General features: G+C 51.5%; 17 protein-coding genes and 1 other annotated feature. Of the genes, 1 reads left to right on the plus strand and 16 read right to left on the minus strand.

Going from position 1 to position 16,228, the window contains the following annotated elements; translation table 11 throughout:
- Positions 1-235 precede the first annotated feature (235 nt).
- The 11 genes from H8J70_RS01885 to H8J70_RS01930 form a co-directional block, all read right to left on the minus strand.
- A complete protein-coding gene (locus H8J70_RS01885; protein WP_186502066.1) occupies positions 236-1,270 on the minus strand; it encodes an MmcQ/YjbR family DNA-binding protein in 1,035 nt (344 codons plus the stop codon).
- Positions 1,271-1,334: 64 nt separating this feature from the next.
- Positions 1,335-1,994, minus strand: coding sequence for an MATE family efflux transporter (locus H8J70_RS12550; RefSeq protein ID WP_343068679.1), 660 nt, complete (start codon positions 1,992-1,994; stop codon positions 1,335-1,337).
- 12 nt (positions 1,995-2,006) lie between these two features.
- Positions 2,007-2,744 (minus strand): MATE family efflux transporter, encoded by a 738-nt coding sequence (locus H8J70_RS12555; RefSeq protein ID WP_246415228.1) that lies wholly within the window; start codon positions 2,742-2,744, stop codon positions 2,007-2,009.
- Positions 2,745-2,943: 199 nt separating this feature from the next.
- Positions 2,944-3,105: a hypothetical protein gene (locus tag H8J70_RS01895; protein WP_186502067.1), complete on the minus strand. Its 162-nt coding sequence runs from the start codon at positions 3,103-3,105 to the stop codon at positions 2,944-2,946.
- Positions 3,106-3,456: 351 nt separating this feature from the next.
- Positions 3,457-4,017 (minus strand): hemerythrin domain-containing protein, encoded by a 561-nt coding sequence (locus H8J70_RS01900; protein ID WP_186502068.1) that lies wholly within the window; start codon positions 4,015-4,017, stop codon positions 3,457-3,459.
- A gap of 17 nt (positions 4,018-4,034) precedes the next feature.
- Positions 4,035-4,628 carry a hypothetical protein gene (locus tag H8J70_RS01905; RefSeq protein WP_186502069.1) on the minus strand — a complete coding sequence of 198 codons (594 nt, stop codon included), beginning with the start codon at positions 4,626-4,628 and terminating at the stop codon, positions 4,035-4,037.
- Positions 4,629-4,641: 13 nt separating this feature from the next.
- On the minus strand, positions 4,642-4,887 hold the full coding sequence (locus tag H8J70_RS01910) for a DUF1858 domain-containing protein (protein ID WP_186502070.1): 246 nt from the start codon (positions 4,885-4,887) through the stop codon (positions 4,642-4,644).
- A gap of 178 nt (positions 4,888-5,065) precedes the next feature.
- A complete protein-coding gene (locus H8J70_RS01915) occupies positions 5,066-6,451 on the minus strand; it encodes a sodium/glutamate symporter (protein WP_186502071.1) in 1,386 nt (461 codons plus the stop codon).
- A 40-nt stretch (positions 6,452-6,491) separates the two neighbouring features.
- Entirely contained in the window at positions 6,492-7,655 is a 1,164-nt protein-coding gene (locus H8J70_RS01920) for an alanine dehydrogenase (protein WP_186502072.1), read from the minus strand.
- 199 nt (positions 7,656-7,854) lie between these two features.
- Positions 7,855-8,160, minus strand: a complete 306-nt coding sequence (locus H8J70_RS01925) for a rhodanese-like domain-containing protein (protein ID WP_186502073.1) — start codon at positions 8,158-8,160, stop codon at positions 7,855-7,857.
- Between the two features lie 12 nt (positions 8,161-8,172).
- Entirely contained in the window at positions 8,173-8,562 is a 390-nt protein-coding gene (locus H8J70_RS01930) for an HI0074 family nucleotidyltransferase substrate-binding subunit (RefSeq protein WP_186502074.1), read from the minus strand.
- 196 nt (positions 8,563-8,758) lie between these two features.
- Positions 8,759-9,003, plus strand: a binding site (T-box leader).
- Positions 9,004-9,079: 76 nt separating this feature from the next.
- On the opposite strand from H8J70_RS01930, the gene H8J70_RS01935 reads away from it, so the two are divergent.
- Positions 9,080-10,321: a YkvI family membrane protein gene (locus H8J70_RS01935; RefSeq protein ID WP_186502075.1), complete on the plus strand. Its 1,242-nt coding sequence runs from the start codon at positions 9,080-9,082 to the stop codon at positions 10,319-10,321.
- A 182-nt stretch (positions 10,322-10,503) separates the two neighbouring features.
- Here the strand turns inward: H8J70_RS01935 and H8J70_RS01940 are convergent, their stop codons facing one another.
- From H8J70_RS01940 to H8J70_RS01960, 5 genes are all read right to left on the minus strand, one after another.
- A complete protein-coding gene (locus H8J70_RS01940) occupies positions 10,504-10,665 on the minus strand; it encodes a FeoB-associated Cys-rich membrane protein (protein WP_186502076.1) in 162 nt (53 codons plus the stop codon).
- A gap of 118 nt (positions 10,666-10,783) precedes the next feature.
- Positions 10,784-13,174, minus strand: a complete 2,391-nt coding sequence (gene feoB / locus H8J70_RS01945) for a ferrous iron transport protein B (protein WP_186502077.1) — start codon at positions 13,172-13,174, stop codon at positions 10,784-10,786.
- A gap of 2 nt (positions 13,175-13,176) precedes the next feature.
- Positions 13,177-13,422, minus strand: a complete 246-nt coding sequence (locus H8J70_RS01950; RefSeq protein ID WP_186502078.1) for a FeoA family protein — start codon at positions 13,420-13,422, stop codon at positions 13,177-13,179.
- 82 nt (positions 13,423-13,504) lie between these two features.
- Positions 13,505-13,798, minus strand: a complete 294-nt coding sequence (locus tag H8J70_RS01955) for a DUF2325 domain-containing protein (RefSeq protein ID WP_186502079.1) — start codon at positions 13,796-13,798, stop codon at positions 13,505-13,507.
- 347 nt (positions 13,799-14,145) lie between these two features.
- Positions 14,146-16,227 (minus strand): heavy metal translocating P-type ATPase, encoded by a 2,082-nt coding sequence (locus H8J70_RS01960; RefSeq protein ID WP_186502080.1) that lies wholly within the window; start codon positions 16,225-16,227, stop codon positions 14,146-14,148.
- Position 16,228 lies beyond the last annotated feature (1 nt).

Raw genomic sequence — 16,228 nt, forward strand, 5'->3', positions numbered from 1 at the left:
TACTTCTCCAAGTTGATTCCCTCCATGAATCTGTTGAAAACCAACACCGGATCGCAAATATCCAGAAAATCTGAAATATATAGTGGCAAAATTGCCTGTTTTGGTTTAGAATAATTAGTGGTTGAATTTTTCATTGGTTATGTAAATTTTACCACAAAAGGAGGTCCGCTGACTCGAAAGAGTCGGTGGACCTCCTTTGTTATTTGGGTCTGTGTTATTTCACAGCCCCTTTTCGTTAGTGCTCGTTTTTATAAGCAGTGACGAGCCCTTCGATATGTGCTACTATGTCAGCTGTGAGGCGGCGGCCGCTGCGCACGGCATGAAAGCCATACGGCTTTAACCGTTCCAGTGTGAGGAGATCATCCGGATAGGCTTCGACCTTGGCGATGGTCATCATCCGCTTGGCCTTGAGGCCTGATTCCGGTGCCAGGTCGACGGCGATGGCGCGGCACTTATAAAGAATGGCCGAGTCCGGCGCAGCGCTGTAGAGGTAGACCGTTTCGCCCTTGCGGACCGTACCGGTCTGTTTCCACGTAATGCACGGGTTTTCTTCAAGGCCCTTGCGGAAGTCGTAGTATTTGGGATTGGCCGGAATGATCCAGGCCGTACCACGCCAATCCTTGCCGCCGGCCAGGCTGTAGCTTTCCTGAAGGAGCTCCTGCCAGGCCGCATCAGGCAGATCGCTGTCGATGAGGATACTGAGCCAGTGCTTTTTATTCATATGGTAGGCCGGGAAATAATGGCGTCCGTCAGGCAAAGCGACCACCTTTTCTGGTGCCGCCTTGACGTTGAGGACCGTAACCGTATCTGTCCCCGCCAAGCCTAATACCTTGGCAGGAACAGGCATGACCAGACCGTACCACTTATTTTCCGGCGTTTTTAAGGTACAAAAGCCGGGATACTTCTCCCAGGGCTGCTCCGTTTCTGTACCATACTGTGCCCGGGCGTACGCCACGATGCGGGCCGTCCCGTCGGCCTGGACAGTGCATTCGTCTTGCAGGCGCCGGACGACGGCCTCTGCTGCTTCGCGTACGGCGGCGGCAAAGGCACCCGTATCGTTAGGCATTTCAAAGGGCAAGTAATTCTCCCCCATATCGGGATCGTACACGTGCAGCGTGAGCGTATTTTCTGTGAGGGTTACGTGCAGTTCGACGCCCAAATCACCTAAGGGCGCTGCATAGGTCCAGACGCCGTGGTCTGCGTGAAAGCCAAAGGCAGTCAGTTTTTCCGGCACGAAATGCCAACGCGCCAAGAGATAGGATACATCCATAGAATTCCTCCTTTCATCTTTGTCTAATCCGGCACGCCGCTTCAAAAGGCGTTTCGTTCTGCCTCTACGCCTGGCTTTGCCGGTACTTTCTTTCCCGGGCAAGGAGCGAGCGCAAATGCTTTAAGTACCAGAAATAGAGGACGATGAGGAGGGCTGCCGTGACGATCCAGCTTACGGGATAGCAAACCATGATGTTCGTAAAGGTCGGGTTGCCCGGAAAAATTGTCCAAATCCAGGTCAGGCGGACGCCGCAAATGCCGACCAGGGCCAGGATAGCCGGCGGCAGGGAAAAGCCGTAGCCCCGCAGGACACCGGAAATGATTTCTATGAGAATATTGGTAAACTGCATGTACGTAACGTAGAAAAGGCGCGTATTGCCCATGGCGATGACGTCCGGGTCTTTGCTGAAAAAGCCGAGCATAGGCGTAGCAAAGATGTAGATGACAATGACCAAGAGGCCCATATAAAAAATGTTGAGGCCAATGCATTCCCAAAGGATGCGGCGGCAGCGGGCAAAGTTGCGGGCACCGAAGTTCTGGCTCGTAAAGGTCGTCGCTGCCTGGCCGAAGGAATTAATAATGCAGTAGACGTTGATTTCAATCGTATAGGCCGCAGCCGACGCTGCCATGGCATCGGCACCGAGGCCGTTGATGGCGTATTGGATGATGACGTTAGAAATGCAAAAGACCATGCCCTGCAAGCCTGCCGGCAGGCCAATGCGCACGATAGGCGACACTTAGGCGCGGCGGATGTGGAGCGCTTTGGGATCGAGATGAAGAACGCCCGTATCGCGGCGCAAGAAGACGTAGAGAATACCGGCGCAGACGACGTTGGCCAGAACCGTAGCAATGGCGACACCTGCGACACCGCCAGCAAAAACGAGGGTAAAGACCAGGTTGAGGATAATATTGACAGCACTGGCCACAGCCAAAGCCATGAGCGGCGTCCGCGTATCGCCGCGGCTGCGGATAATGGCCGCTTCGAAGTTGTAGAGGCTCATAATGGGTAAGCCAACGAGGTAAATACGCAGGTACTCCTCAGCCGGACCGATGACGTTTTCCGGCACGCTGAGAAAAGCCAGCATAGGACCCGTCGTGATTTCCCCAATAAGGGCCAGGGCTACGCCGACGACGAGAGCCATGGGCAGGGCTGTGTGCAGGGCTTCGCTGGCCTTATCAGGACGGCGCGCCCCCAAGAGCTGGGCAATGACCACGTTAGCCCCCAGGGAAAGACCCAAAAAGAGCGTTACAAAGAGGGAAATGATGGGCGTATTATTGCCTACGGCGGCCATGGCTTCCTTGCTGACGAACTGGCCCAGGACGGCGACATCGGCCGTATTAAAGAGCTGCTGCAAGACCCCCGTCAGGGCCAGGGGCAAGGCAAAAAGCGTCAATTTATCCCATAAGGACCCATGCAGCATATCGAGCTGCCGTTGTTTGTGTTGTACCCGTTTCTCTCGTTGGATTTCGTCCATGATCGCTCCTCTTCTGCCAGCGGCACAAGTATTAAAATAATTAAGGATAGGCCTTATTATAGCACAGTGTACGGCAAAGAAAAGAGGCAACGGCTACGTATATGTGCTACACTTTTTCTGTAAGCAAAGACATACAAAAAGCCGCAGCGAGGAACCTTCCCTTCACTGCGGCTTTCATCTGCCATTGATCATATTTTCTTTACCCCATAGCAGGCAGGCTGCTATACAAACTGAGACAAATACCGACGGGCAAGCCCTTGCGGGGACCACGGCGGTGATCGTTGTCATCCTTGTCTTTCTGTGCTTTTTTCCAAGCCGCATAGGTCCGGCTCAGTACCTTTTCCATTCCCATAATATACATAGCAAGCTCTCTCCTCTACCTAAAAATACAGGTGCCGCCAGCCCCTCATGGTACGTGTTGCTGCTGGCGTTTCCCTTATCTTTCACCTCGTAACGAGATTAATTATAAGATATATGAGGGCTTAAATCTAATATCGTTTACGAAAGGGGCAGTGCCTGGACAGTTCCGTAGAATCGCGCTTTTTCAGCCCTTCCCGGAAGAATCCTAAAGGATGGAAAAACGTTGTACTTGAAATTTACAGCATGCAGGCAGTACATAGTTAAGGGAGAGATTATTTTCGCGTAGAACAAAAATGCATGCATTACAAAAAGTAATGTGGCGCAGTCCCCCACCGGTCCTGCGCCGCCTTACTTATACTAAGTGATATTTTGCTTCGAGCTTGTCCAGGAGAGCCAAAGACTGGGCCGTAAAGGAGGCACTGTCTTCGGTTTCCAGGTCCCGTGCAGCCGCGTCGATTTTTTCCTTTACGTCAGCCGGGAGTTCCCGTTCTGCCATAGGATAAACGACGTTGTTTTCTTTTTCTACATGGACCTGCAAGCGGTTCACATAGCCCATAGCTTCCGTCAGAATCTGCAGCTTGTATTCTGTCTGCGGATCTTCGGCGTAAAGCTTGAGCGCTTCGTTAAGGGAGCGGATATGGGCCCGGCCCAGGTCGTGTTCGACGAGCATGCCGTGGGTAATGATCGTGTTGGCCAGAGGACCGAGCTTATCGATCATTTCCGGGAACAAAACCTGTTCTTCCCGCTGGTGGTGATGGGCGTCGGCGTAGTTGCGGACGAAATCGACGATGTCGGCAAATTCCGCCTGGTCTACGTCAGCCCCTTCGAGGATGGAACAGCACGCCGCTTTGATGATGCGGAGCATGCGGGAAATATTTCTGTGCTGTTCAACCATAACATCTATGCTATACATGTTTTTTCTTCCTTTCCTTATGCGGCTTTACGGGAAATGACGAAAGCACCGTCTGCTTCCTGCGTAAAGGCAAAGTCCGTACCAGCCAGGAGGCCTTTAATCATGGCCTGACGCAGGGCGTAGTAATAGGCGCCGTTGTCACCCCAGAAGGAGCTGTGAATGTCCATAGCCTGCTGCCAGACGAAGCGTTCATCTGTGCTGTCGACGACCTGGTTGACCATATCGCAGGGCATGCCGTCCAACAGGAGGTCATCGAGCTGATGGTATACAGCCGGGGCCGTTTCCCCACTGACGCCCTGGTTTTTACCAAAATCGTAAGCAGCCTGTTTCAGTTCTTCCAGACGTTCCGCATGGCCTTCGACCATGGCGTTGACGAAGGCGGCATAGCGGCCTTCTGCGTCGTGAATGCGGGACTGGAGCCAGCCATGGATGTTGGCTTCGTCAATGACTTCTTCCAGTTCCCGGCGGTCCTTGGTGCAGTATTTGTCAGCCAGGTCTTCTGCAGACCAGTTGTGTACGCGGGCGTACGCCACGAGTTCATCAATCAGTGCTTCCTGAAACTGGATTTTTTTGTACAGCCAAAAATGAATCGGTCCCAAAAATGCGCTCATCTTCGTCTCCTCCTTACTGCTTGCCAGCCTGAATGGCAACGTTAACAGCCATGGCTACCTGCTGCGGATCGAGACCGTGGACGCGGCACGCATTTTCCAGGCTTTCAGCCTGCGACGACGGGCAGCCCAGGCAATGCATACCCTGTGCAATCAGTGTATCGGCTACTTCCGGGTGCTGGCGGAGAATATCGCCCATGAGCATATCCTGTGTAACTTTTTCATTAGCAGCAAATTTGTTTAATACGTTTTTCAGTGTCATCGTGTGTGCCTCCTATATAATGGAAATTGTATATTCAATAGTAATAGGTATTTCTTTTCTCTTTCTGAACACAGTATAGCATGGATAAGGCCACCTTTTCCGTTGTAATCACAACACCTGACAAAATTTCTCAAAAAAAATTCCTCCCCTGCCAAGGACAGGAGAGGAAAGGAAAAACTTATTCTTTGATGGCTGCTGTTTCTACAGCATCGGTGCCTAGGCCCGGACGATGTTTGTCCGTACCGCCCCACCACCAGCCGCAGGCTCTGCAAACGACAAAGCAGGCAATGGTGAGCGCCAGGTAGAGGCCGCAGAAGAGCCAGTGCTGGCCTTGCATGAGCATAATCGGCCCGAAGGACCAGGCGAACATTTCAAAGGGCGTATTGAGGGAGCCTACAATAGCCGTATCGTTCAAGGTCTTGGACTTGTTTTCCGGATCGACAATACGCAGGAGTACGAAGCCGATGGCAAAGACGCCTGTGGAATAGCCATAGACGAAGAGCGACCGTTCGAACCAGCTTTCGTTATTCATCTGCGGACCGACAATCCAGAGCATGTACGTAACGATGAGGCAGCCGAAGATGAGCAGCATGAGCAACGGAATGGCGTATTCTACGACGACGTCAAGCTTGATCGAAGCAATGCCGAAGAAGACGAGATAATCCGTTGCCGTGCCGGAAATACGGCTGATGACGCGGTTATCAATGTAGTCGTACGCCGGTGTGCGCTTCAAAATGAGGAACAAGGCGATCCCCAAGAGGAAAGCAAAGAGGTAGCTCGGCAGATCGAGGCCGGTGCTCTTATAGACGAAGTCCATAATCAGCCAGCCGGCGCCGGAGCACAGGAGGAGCAAGGCGAAGTGGAAGGCCAGCGTATCCAAGGTCGTCGAGGAAATAGTTTCATCACCCATGGACTGACGGTGGTTCTTCGGAATAAGGCCGGTCCGCAAATCGCCGGAAATGTAAGAGAAATCCTTAATGTACGCCGTGTAGCCTTTACGGGCAGCAATCTTGGTATAGATAAGGCCGCCGAAAATACCCGCTAAGAGGCCGACAGTGGCGCAGGTCATGCCAATGTCCTTGGCATCTTCAAAGCCCATTTCTGCCAAGGCCGAGCCGACAGCAGCTGCCGTGCCGTGGCCACCGGAAAAGCCCGAAGCCAAAAGGAGGCCGAAGGAATAGTTAATATCCGGGAAGAGCTGGGAAATGACGACGATAGAGAAAATGACGGGCAGGCTGAACTGAATGGCCTGGGCCAGTGTCTTATAGCAGAAGTACGAGCCGAGACGGGCCACTTCCTTTTTCATATCGTTCTTGTGGATCGTAAAGCCCTGCAGGCCAATGGCGGCGAAGATCAGGATGATCAGTGTACCGGGATAGCTGCCGAGGCCCTTGGAAAAAGGCAGGATGCCTGTATAGCGGACGGCCAGTGCCAAGAGGCCGGCAACCATGGCTGAAGGCATGAAGAATTTCTGAATAAAGCCTACTTTACTGCGCAGGAGTTGTCCAATGAGGATAAATACGGAGGCAATAAAGAAGTCGATGAGGAAATTAGTAACGGTCACAGCGGTGTCCCCCTTTGTCAGAGTGTGCGTTGCTCAATAATTATAATTTAATGAAGTTCGTCGATTTGGAAGTCGTAGCGGCCGGTGCCGGGTCGATAGCCTGGTCCTTGATGCCCAAGATGACTTCCGGCTGGATCCACGGTTTGTCCTGGATGGCGCTCGTTTCTTCGTGCGTCAGGTAGCCCTTGTAGGTAACCATAGCGCGGCGCAGGAAGCCGTCTTTAGCGCAAGCCTGGGCGACGCCGTTGTTGATGATGCTCACGAAATGCGGCAATACGGAAGCAGCATAGGCCTGGGATGTGGACTGGCCGCAGGCAGCAGGAATATTGCTGACGCAGTAATGAACGACACCTTCTTCGATGTACGTCGGGTTGGAATGGGTCGTTTCATGGAACGTTTCGATCGCACCGTAGTCATTACTGATATCGACGATAACCGAGCCTTTTTCCATAGAAGCAACCATAGAGCGGTCGATCATGTATTCTGTTGCATTCTTCGGCCAGCGGACGCAGTTGTAGACGACGTCTACTGTAGGAAGAATTTTTGTCAGGTTGTAGTGGTTGGAAATCATCGTATCGATGGATTCGTGGAACTGCTGGCCCAGGCTACGCAGAACGCCAATGTTGATATCCATGACGGTAACACGGGCACCGAGCTGCTGCAACACGCCGACGCAGGCACGGCCAACCGTACCGGCACCGATGACCAGGGCGTGAATGCCGGGAGCCCCGCCGAAGCCGTTGACGAATTTGCCTTTGCCGCCATTGCAGGACATGAGGCTCGTAAGGCCCATCATAGCGCCGATCTTACCGGCAGCTTCACAGTTCGGCGAACCGTAGCGGTGCGAATCTTCTGCAGCGAAGGAAATGGCCTTGTGCTGCAAGAGGGCATCGACTTCTGCCGGATGGGCAGCGGGATGGATGCACGTGAAGATGATCTGGTTTTCCCGGATGAGCGGGAATTCCCGTTCTTCCAATTCTTTTACTTTAGCGACGAAATCGCAGGTTGCGTAAATATCTTCCATCGTGTCGGCCAGCTTGGCACCGGCGGCTACGTAGGCTTCATCAGCAAAGCCGGCCCCTTCGCCAGCGCCTTTTTGTACCAGCACATCACTGCCTGTACGGGCAATCATAGCTACTTCTGCCGGTGTGGCGATGACACGGTATTCATCGGCTTTAATATCTTTTAAAATACCAAATTTCATGAATAATTCCTCCTCGAACTACTAAGGTGTATATAAATAAAATATATAATGTCCTGTACAATTATAGGGGACATTTACAGTACTTGTCAATACAAAAGGCCTTATGTATAGTGTATACAAACATGTTCACTATACACAAAGCCTTTGATTCTTTATGCAAAATGTAATAATTCGTTTTATCGATTGCCCAGCTACGCCCCTATTTGGTCAGGCCGTAGGGCCAGTTGATGACACCACCGAAGTTTTCTACGTCGGTATAGCCCAAGTCGCGCAGTTTCTTCTTCGCCTGTTCGGCACGCATGCCGGAATGGCAATATATGAGATACTTTTGCGTCTTATCCGGCAAGGCCGCGGCAGCCGTTTCTGCCGTTATCTTTTCGTTTTCCAGCCAAACAGCACCGGCAATATGTCCTTCCGTGTATTCGCCGGCGTGGCGTACATCGACGGCAATGGCTTTACCTGCATCGAGCAGGGCTTTTGCTTCCTTCGTATCAAATAATTTCAAGCTGCTCATCTCCTAAATAAATGTCGGTTCATAAATGACTTCGTTGGCCAAGGCCCGGAAGGCCGGCATGTAGGCCGTGCGGATCCGTTCGATGAGGGCCGGCCAGCGCGTGTCTTCGTTGCTCCTGTCATCCCGTTCGCGCATCATTTCCAGCCACAGGCTGTCGTCCATGAAGGCATATTCATCGTAGGCCTCCATAATGATTTCCCGCGGGCCCGACGAGAAGAAGGCGCCGCTGTCGTGGTGATCCAGAAGCTGGGAGAGCAAGGCCAGGGCCAGGTCAAACTGGACTTCAAACAAGTGGATCGTGCCGTGTATGGCCAGGGGCGTGGGCTCTTCTGTCCCCAAGGCGGCTGTAAGAAGCTGTAACTGCTTTAGGTAGCGTTCTTTTAATTCAGGCATAGTCGTGTCCCTCCTTTTTTCTAAGTATACCACAACTGTCCATATTTCACCATGTTTTTCTGTGTTTTCTATATTTTCTATACACTAGCAACTTAAAGGTTTTACTGAAACGTTTACTTTAATTTTTTAATATTTTTCAAGAAATTTCCTTGACACGCTCTGTCTGGCATGCTATCATTGCCACATCAAACATCACACAAACGCGATGAAGCAAACTAGTAGGTCTGCTGGAATGTTGCAGAGAGCTGTCAGCCGGTGCGAGACAGTACAGGAAGCAGAGTGAACTCATTGCCGAGCGGCAAGGCTGAAGCGAGTAGGCCTTCCCGGGAACTCCCGTTACAGAGCATGGATATCGCCACCAGGCCGTATCCGAGAGAGCGCCTGCACGGCAGGTGAATAAGAGTGGTACCGCGGAAGGAATATACGCCTTTCGTCTCTTACGTATACACGCAGAGAGACGAAAGGCGTTTTCGATTCTCTCTGAAAGTTCTATTCGTATCCTAAGGGGGAATCTAGTATGCCATCTGCATCTGCTGTAAAAACAGCTTCATTAAGTCTTTGCTTTTCCGTCGGCGCCGTCCTGTTCAGCTCCCACGCTGGCGGCGGCTTTGCCACAGGCAATCAGGCCAACGTCTACTTTATCAGCTTGGGCTGGCTCGGGCCTATTACAGCCATCATCACCATGCTGCTTCTGACACTGACCATCAAAGAAGCCATGAACATGTACAATTCCCGTCATTTAACGAGCTACAAGCAATTATTCATGAATTTGTACAGCCCCTTTAAAGCCGTGGAAGTCCTCTTTGAAGTCTTCTTCTACATCATGGTCCTCATGGCCGTCTCGGCAGCTATTTCCGGTGCCGCCTCGGCCTTAGCTGACCAGCTGGCTATCAATTACTACATCGGTGTCGTCCTCGTCGGCGCCGTCGTCTTTGCCCTGACCATCTTCGGTGCCAATCTGGTCCGCAAGGCTACGACCTACATGGGCATTGGCATCTTGGTCACGTCCATCCTCATCTTCACCATCGGTATCTTTATGACCGGCGACGTAGTCGGCACGACGACCGTCACGGCCGCCATGGAAAATGACTTCATGGCCAACGGCTTTGCCAAATTGCCCCAGGCTATCCTCTACGCCGTAACCTACGCTGGTTTCCAGTGCGTCGTCATTCCGACCATGATCGTCGTAGGCACGCCCTTGGTAACGCGTAAAAATTGCGCCACCTCCATGTGGTTCTCCTTTGCCATGAACGCCGTGGCCCTGACCTTATCGGTCTGCATGCTCTTGGGCTGGACCGGCGTCTACGGCAAATCGCCCTTGCCGACCCTGACGAGCTGCCAAGCCATGGGTATGCCCTGGCTGACCGTCGTCTACAGCATTTGCCTGCTCCTCTGCCTCGTTTCGACGGGCGTTACGACAGTCTTTGGCTTTACAGCCCGTTTTTCTGAAGTACAGCCCTTGAAGAAAATCTCCCGCAGCAGCGTCGTCCGCTCGGCCATGGTGACCTTCTTCATCATTCTCCTCTCTATGACCGTTTCCTTAGCCGGCCTGACGAATATCATCAAATATGGCTACGGCTACTGTGGCTACTTGGCCATTGCCATCATCATCGTGCCCTTCCTGACTGTTGGCTGGTACAAAAACAAACGCTACGCCACGGACGCAGCCTACAAAGGCCGCATCGACCAGATGAACGCCCAGCCTGAAAGTTCCGAAGAGTATGCACCGGTCACTGAAACGATGAAAGAAACGATCTGATTTCGTTCCCCAGTCTCCCTGTTTCCTTACGGCCTGAGCCGCAAGGAAGCAGGGATTTTTTTCTTCTTATATATAATACATTATATTGCTTTAGAAAAGGCAAAAACGGCCGGACCTATGGGAGTATATCACTCCGCATAGGTCTGGCCATTTGTATAAAGGGGGAAAGACTACGCTTTCACCTACTTCTTAGGTTTCGGCGCACAGCCCGAGCAGCCACTGCAACCGCCGCCACTGCTGCCGCAGCAGCTGGCCGTGCCCTTGAAGAGGCCGCGTACGTGCCGGCCAATATAAAACGCCGCAATCAATACGACAATGCCTACGATGATAGTAGTAATATCCATAATCTTCACGACCTTTCGCGGTGATGTAGAAGGATCTCTTCTACACCTTCAGTATAATACAATTTACAGAGAAAAGCCAATAACCTCAAGGGCTACTGGCTTTCCTACTGTTATATTGTTACGCACCAAGTCCGGCGAGGAGAGCCAGATGGTACACAGCAAAGGCAAATACATAAGCCAGGACAACGCCGAGGCCCATGGAGAAGAACATCCATTTCCAGGAGTTCGTTTCACGCTTGATTACAGCCAGGGAGGCTACGCAAGGCATGTAAAGCAGGCTAAAGATCATGAGTGACAGTGCTACAGCCGGGTTGAAGCTGTTGTCGTTAGCCAGGTAAGTAACAAGGCTGGCTTCGTGCGTGTCATCGGCTTCAACGCTGTAAATCGTAGCCAGTGTGGAAACCATGACTTCCTTAGCAGCCGTGCAAGCTACGAGGCCGACACCGATTTTCCAGTCAAAACCAAGCGGTGCAATAACCGGTTCGACGAAGTGGCCGAGGCGGGCAGCATAACTCTGGGAGAGTTTTTCCGAATTCTGCTGGTCATCGAGAGCAGCCGTTGCGTCGTCTGCTTTGACCTTGGCATCAAATAGCGGCAGAGCCTGTGCATAGAGCGTCGGGTTCGAAGCCTGGAGATCGGCAAAGCCTGCAGGATATTCCGGTTTTTCTTCAAGCGCCTGAGCCTGAGCTACGTCAGATACATCCTGTTCTTCTGCGTCAGCTGCTTCTGCATCGGCATCAGCTGTAGTGATCATCGATTCATACATGGTGTTCAACGCTGCATCATCTTCAAGGCTCTGTACACCATAAGACTGGAGAATAGCAGCCTGTTCCATTTCCATCGTTTCCGTTACCTGATCTCTGGCAGCGTCAAAATCCTGGGAATATTCAACATCCATCGGATATGCTGTAAGGAACCAAACCAGGATAGATGCGCCGAGGATGATTGTACCGGCTTTTTTCAGATAGAGAACAGTACGTTCCCACATGTGCATGAGCACACCTTTGATGGTTGGAATGTGATAGGGAGGTAATTCCATAACGAACGGTTCCGTTTCGCCTTTGAAAGCCGTCTTACGCAAAACAATAGCGACGCCAATGGAAACGAGAATACCGAGAATGTAGATGGCTGTAAGAACCGTGCCGCCGTAGCCTGTAGCGCCAAAGAATGCGGCAATAAACAGGGTGTAGACCGGCAAACGGGCACCGCAGCTCATGAAGGGGCACGCCAGGATGGTGACCATGCGGTCTTTTTCATTATCCAGTGTACGAGCAGCCATGATGCCAGGCACGTTGCAACCAAAGCCGAGGATCATGGGGATGAAGGATTTGCCATGCAAACCGCAAGCCCGCATGATACGGTCGATAAGGAAGGCTGCACGGGCCATGTAGCCTGTGTCTTCAATAAGACTGATGAAGAAATACAAAATGATAATAAGCGGTACGAAGCTCAGTACCGCACCCACACCGCCGATAACGCCATCGACTATGAGGGAACGGAGCTGGTCATTGGTAATGACCGAGCCGAGGTAGTCGCCGAGCATGCCAAAGCCCTGATCGAGCCAGTCCTGCGGGTAAGCGCCCAAGTCGATAACGGACGTAAACATGAGCCACATGAGGCCGAGGAAAATAGGAATACCAAGAATCCGGTGTGTGAGCACGCGGTCAATTTTATCTGATAAGGTATCATTGCTGCCCGTCCGTACAATTGATGCATTGTACGCATCAACGGCAAAGCGGTGACGGTATTCGGCGAAGCAGAATTCCAGATCCACTTTATTTTTTAAGGAATCGCGCAGCGTCTGGGCCATAGCCACGATAGGTTCTGTCCCTTCGATGACGCGAACCTTGTTGAGGACATCGGGATCATTTTCCAGTAACTTGACTGCCAGCCAGCGTACAGGGTACTGGATACTGCCATTCTTTTGAATCATATCGCTGAGGCTGCGGATAGCCGGTTCGAGTTCCGGGCCATAATCGACTTCAGCATTTTCAATGACTTCACCTTTTTTAGCGACTTCCATAACTGCCCGCAAGAGCTCTGTCGTACCAACATTTTTACTGCCTACGAGTGGGACTACTGTGGCCCCCAGCTTCTTGCCGAGCTTTTCCAAGTCAATTTTGGCACCCATGCGTTCAGCAATGTCCATCATATTGAGGCCGATAACCACTGGCCGGCCCAATTCGACGATCTGGGCTGCTAAATACAAGTTACGTTCCAAGTTCGAAGCGTCCAAGACATTAACGATAATATCAGGTTTCTCATTTATAATAACATTTCTTGCAACTACTTCATCGAGGGAACGGGCGGTCAAGCTGTATGTGCCCGGTAAATCGACAAACAAGAGGCTGTTGTTTTCGTACGTGCAGCGCCCTTCTTTTTTTTCTACAGTAACGCCGGGATAATTGCCGACGTGCTGTTTTGCACCTGTAATATTATTGAATATCGTCGTCTTGCCGCAGTTCGGATTGCCCGCTAAGGCAATTTTAATCGTTGCTGCATTATCCATGACTACTGTCTGCCTCCTTCTACAGCTACGCTAATCATAGCTGCTTCATTCTTTCGTAACGCCAATTCGGTCCCTTTGACCTTAATTTCAACAGGATCGCCCAAGGGCGCTACCTTAACAACAGTAATATGGGTTCCTTTGACGACGCCCATATCTACGAGACGATGCTGGATATTGCCGTGACCGGCCAAGGCTTCTACGACGCCGCTGGCTCCTACTTTCATATCCGCCAATTTTACTACACTCATCTCTTCGACACCTCCTCTTTTTTTCCCTTTGCTGTTCATGCTACCAACCCAAACTGCCAGGCAGTTCAGGTCGGTCATGCGTTTAGACTGCGCACCGCTCAGCGCGGGCCTCTAATATAGACTTTAAGGCACTGGAGCTGCTCGTATGGGAGCGGATGACCTCCACGTTTTTACGCTGCGCCTCTTTTACTGCACAATGTACCATCCGGTGAGAGACAGTACTTGTGAACAACACTACCAGGTCAGGCGAGCCGATTTTCGATTTAAAATCACTCGGTACCTGAGTAAACACCTTTGCCTTGTAATCGAATTCTTTACAGATCGACTTATACTGGCAAACCATACAATCGTTTCCGCCAACTATGACAACACTCATTTACATCGCGCTCCTCTGCTTTGTGCTCAGTAAATAATACTTACACTTCCTTCCCCTGGTAAAAATTCTCGCAAGATTTTGATAATCTTGTTCATTACGTTATTTAGTATATAAAATCACAAAGTAAATGTCAATACTTATTTTCATTTTCACTCGTTAGTTTATCGTTTATGTGAGAAATAAGCATATATGCACGTTTATAGTTTACTATATCTCATTGTTCTTTCTATTATTGATATTTACTATAAAAATAAACAGCACCACTCGTAACATACTAGTTTACGTAATGGCGCTGTTTGTTTTTAAACATATTATTTTGCACTAATAACCATTATCCATATTGAGAGTTAGACCCGTTTTACTGCCGGTTTCAAAATACGGACACTGTTCATGACCACTGCCAGAGTTGCCGTGTTGTGGATGACGGCTGCCCAGAGCGGGCTAATGCGGCCTAAGGCGCCCAAAATCATAGCCGCCGAGTTGACGATAATCGTAGCTGTGAAATTCTGATTAATAATGCCCATGGTCTGACGGCCAATAGCCAATGCATCGTAGAGCTTGGCCGGGTCTTCCGACTGAATGGTAATCGCTGCCGATTCAGCGGCAATATCGGTCTTGTTGCCACCCAGGCTGACACCGATATCGGCAAAAGCCAGAGCCGGCGCATCGTTAATACCGTCGCCAACCATCATGACGTCGCCCCGTTTCTGGAGCTTCATGACATAGTTCGCCTTATCTTCCGGCAAAATTTCTGCGTGGTACGAATCGATATCGAGGTTGCGGGCTACTTCTGCGGCCACTTCCTTCGAGTCACCGGTGAGCATGACAATTTCGTCGATGCCCAGGCGGCGCATGCGGTTGAGTGTTTTCTTCATGGCCGGGCGGACCGGGTCGAGAATAGCCAGGGTCCCCAGGAATGCACCGTTGCGGGAAATATAGAGCAGATTCTTGCCGTTTTGTTTATCCGTTAATTCCGGCAGGCCGGTTACAGCCTGTTCCTGCATGAAGCGGCGGCTGCCGACGAGGATTTCCCCGCCTGTATAGCCTTCGAAATCCGGCACGATGGCACGCATGCCGCGGGCGACGATGGTTTCCGAATCGCTGTGGGACGGCGTCGTCCAGTGGTTAGCCTTGACGTATTTCTGGATAGCTACAGCCAAGGGATGGACGGAGTGCATTTCTGCCGAAGCAGCCAAGAGGATCAGTTCCTTTTCGTCGACGCCTTCAGCCGTGACGATCTGCTGAATCTGCGGTGTACCCATGGTGATAGTACCGGTCTTATCGAGGACGATCGTATCGATATGAGCTAGGTTTTCAATGTAGTTGCCGCCCTTGATGAGGATCCCCTTGCGGGCTGCAACACCGATAGCGGCGGAAATAGCCGTAGCCGTCGAGAGCTTGAGGCCGCACGAGAAGTCGATAAAGAGCAGGTTCAGGACGCGCTGCCAATCCTTCGTAGCGCCATAGACGATGGCTGCGCCGATAAAGGAGACCGGCACGAGCATATTAGCCATCTTGTCGGCAAAGTTCTGGACCGGTGCTTTGCGGGTCTGGGCTTCTTCGACGAGGTGGATAATCTGAGCCAGGGACGTATCGTCGCCGACCTTTTCGACGGTTACGACGAGAGCACCGGCTTCGACGACACTGCCGGCGTAGACGAAGGAACCTTTCTGCTTAATAGCCGGATTCGATTCGCCCGTGACGGACGCCTGGTTGACAGCGGCGTTACCGTTCAACACACGGCCGTCGACGCAGATCTTTTCACCCAGGTGGACGGCGATCTGGTCGCCTACCTTCAGAGAATCGACAGGTACCTTGCGTTCCTTGCCATTTTCAATAAGCCAAACATCGTGCTGGTCGAGCTTGAGAAGGCCGGAAATCTGTTTGCGCGCCCGTTCGGCTGCGTATTCAGTCAGCATTTCAGCGCCATTAGAAAGGGCCAGCAGGGTAAGGCTCGATTCAGGCTTACCGGCGACAACAGAGGCGATAACGGCTGTAGCCGTGAGCGTATCGGCATTAGCCTGATGGTCGCGGACGACACCCATGACGCCATTCTGAATGAAGCGGCGGGCAATAAAGAGCGTAAAGAGACGGCGGAATAAGAGCATGGATTCATAAAATTCCGGGTTTGTCTTGCGCACGATATTCATGGCAATGAAACCGCCCACAGAGAGGATAGCTTCACGTTTGTACGAGCTTACGTCGAGCTCCTTATGTTCATCGGTCTCTTTGCCATAGGTCTTTTCAAAGCTCCGCAGAAGCGGCATCACCTGCTGAGGCTGGAAAGGCTTTTTGTAATAAATGGTTACCAGGCGGCCATCCGTCGACGCAGCAGCTACACCGGGAAGCTGCCGCACACGGGCACCCAGGAAGGGACGAATGCGTACAGGAATTTCTGCGCGAAGCCGTAATTTTACACAATTGAACATA

It is taken from the genome of Megasphaera hominis, assembly GCF_014269395.1.
Classification (GTDB): Bacteria; Bacillota; Negativicutes; order Veillonellales; family Megasphaeraceae; genus Megasphaera; species Megasphaera hominis.

Bases quoted from the DNA above. Each gene is read 5' to 3' on its own strand.
- H8J70_RS01935 (WP_186502075.1), top strand. From the start codon at position 9,080: ATGCCATCTGCATCTGCTGTAAAAACAGCTTCATTAAGTCTTTGCTTT.
- H8J70_RS01930 (WP_186502074.1), bottom strand. From the start codon at position 8,562: ATGCCTGAATTAAAAGAACGCTACCTAAAGCAGTTACAGCTTCTTACA.
- H8J70_RS01920 (WP_186502072.1), bottom strand. From the start codon at position 7,655: ATGAAATTTGGTATTTTAAAAGATATTAAAGCCGATGAATACCGTGTC.
- H8J70_RS01895 (WP_186502067.1), bottom strand. From the start codon at position 3,105: ATGTATATTATGGGAATGGAAAAGGTACTGAGCCGGACCTATGCGGCT.
- feoB (WP_186502077.1), bottom strand. From the start codon at position 13,174: ATGGATAATGCAGCAACGATTAAAATTGCCTTAGCGGGCAATCCGAAC.
- H8J70_RS01950 (WP_186502078.1), bottom strand. From the start codon at position 13,422: ATGAGTGTAGTAAAATTGGCGGATATGAAAGTAGGAGCCAGCGGCGTC.
- H8J70_RS01910 (WP_186502070.1), bottom strand. From the start codon at position 4,887: ATGACACTGAAAAACGTATTAAACAAATTTGCTGCTAATGAAAAAGTT.
- H8J70_RS01905 (WP_186502069.1), bottom strand. From the start codon at position 4,628: ATGAGCGCATTTTTGGGACCGATTCATTTTTGGCTGTACAAAAAAATC.
- H8J70_RS01955 (WP_186502079.1), bottom strand. From the start codon at position 13,798: ATGAGTGTTGTCATAGTTGGCGGAAACGATTGTATGGTTTGCCAGTAT.
- H8J70_RS12555 (WP_246415228.1), bottom strand. From the start codon at position 2,744: ATGGACGAAATCCAACGAGAGAAACGGGTACAACACAAACAACGGCAG.
- H8J70_RS01940 (WP_186502076.1), bottom strand. From the start codon at position 10,665: ATGGATATTACTACTATCATCGTAGGCATTGTCGTATTGATTGCGGCG.
- H8J70_RS01960 (WP_186502080.1), bottom strand. From the start codon at position 16,227: ATGTTCAATTGTGTAAAATTACGGCTTCGCGCAGAAATTCCTGTACGC.
- H8J70_RS01885 (WP_186502066.1), bottom strand. From the start codon at position 1,270: ATGGATGTATCCTATCTCTTGGCGCGTTGGCATTTCGTGCCGGAAAAA.
- H8J70_RS01900 (WP_186502068.1), bottom strand. From the start codon at position 4,017: ATGTATAGCATAGATGTTATGGTTGAACAGCACAGAAATATTTCCCGC.